This is a genomic window from Streptomyces lancefieldiae (assembly GCF_031845825.1).
Lineage (GTDB): Bacteria > Actinomycetota > Actinomycetes > Streptomycetales > Streptomycetaceae > Streptomyces > Streptomyces lancefieldiae.
On the sequence record NZ_JAVRFH010000207.1, the window covers coordinates 1 to 1,451 of the forward strand.

Consider the following 1,451-nt stretch of genomic DNA (forward strand, 5'->3'; position numbering starts at 1 on the left):
CCCGGCTACGCTGAGGCCGCCGCCGGACGAGGGCCCCGCAACCATGACGAGGAAGTCCTCTGCCGGTTGTTCGCTGATCTACTCGATGTGGAGGAGGTCGGCATCGACACCGACTTCTTCGCGCACGGTGGGCATTCGCTGCTGGCCACCCGGCTGGTCGGCCGCATACGCAACGCATTCAACGTCGACGTCAAGGTCACGACGATCTTCCGCTATCCGACCGTCGCCCAGCTGGCGGTCCGGCTCAAGGAACAGGCCACGTCGAACCGCCCGCAGCTGCGTCAGATGACCGTTGAGGAGAAGCGTCGATGATCCCGTTGTCCTTCGCCCAGAGCCGGCTGTGGTTCCTGTACCGTCTGGAAGGCCCGACCCCCACCTACAACATTCCGTTCGTGCTGCGCCTGGAGGGGCAGCTGGACACCGCGGCCCGGGCCGCGGCGGTGCGGGATGTCGCCACCCGGCACGAGAGTCTGCGCACGCTGATCGAGGAGAGCGCGGACGGCACGCCGGAGCAACGGGTCGTGCCGTCGGAGTAGGCGGACCACCGGTTCCGGGTGGTCGACGTGGCCGAGGACGCGGTGGACGCGGCGATGCACGGGGCCGCGTCCGAGGGGTTCGAACTGGACGCGGAACTGCCTCTGCGGACAACGGTCTTCCGCCTCGCCCCCCAGGAGCACGTGCTGCTGTTCGTGTTCCACCACATCGCTGCGGACGGGGCGTCGATGGGGCCGTTCCTGCGCGATCTGGTGACGGCGTACTCGGCTCGCCACGAGGGTCGCCCGCCGGACTGGGCGCCGCTTGCCGTGCAGTACAAGGACTACACGCTGTGGCAGCGGCAGTTGCTCGGCGACGAGGCGGATCCGGACAGTGTCGCCGCCGAGCAACTCGGCTACTGGGGGGAGGAACTGGCCGGGGTGCCGCAGCCTGTGCAGTTGCCCCTGGACCGGCCGCGGCCGACGGCGGCCGACCACCGCGGCGGCCACGTCGACTTCGAGCTGGGACCCGAACTGCTCGCCGGGCTCCGGAAACTCGCCGCGCACCGCGGTGCCACGCCGCCGATGGTCGCCCAGGCCGCGCTCGCGGTGTTGTTGCACCACATCGGTGCCGGCCACGACCTGACGATCGGCAGCCCGATCGAGGGACGCGGCGACGAGCAACTCGACAACTTGATCGGATTCTTCGCCAACACCTGGGTGCTGCGGGTGAATCTGTCGAACAACCCGTCGTTCGGCGATGTCCTCGACCAGGTGCGGGACAAGGCTCTCGCGGCCTACGACAACCAGGACATCCCGTTCGAGCGCCTGGTGGGGATGCTCAACCCGGACCGGTCCATCTCCTACTCACCCCTGTTCCAGGTGATGCTCGCCTGGCAGTTCGTGCTGCCGGAGATCGAGATGCCACGGCTGCGGGTCACGCCCGTCGCGACGGGCACCGACACTGCGAAGTTCGAC

Annotated in this window: 1 protein-coding gene and 1 pseudogene; both read left to right on the top strand. The window is 68.7% G+C overall.

Annotation, left to right across the window (positions count from 1 at the left end; translation table 11 throughout):
- The coding region (locus RM812_RS41635) for a phosphopantetheine-binding protein (RefSeq protein ID WP_311586148.1) at positions 1 to 312 on the top strand (312 nt) is incomplete at its 5' end.
- Positions 309 to 1,451: pseudogene (locus tag RM812_RS41640) on the top strand (condensation domain-containing protein); the annotation flags it as partial. The gene RM812_RS41635 and the pseudogene RM812_RS41640, both read left to right, overlap by 4 nt.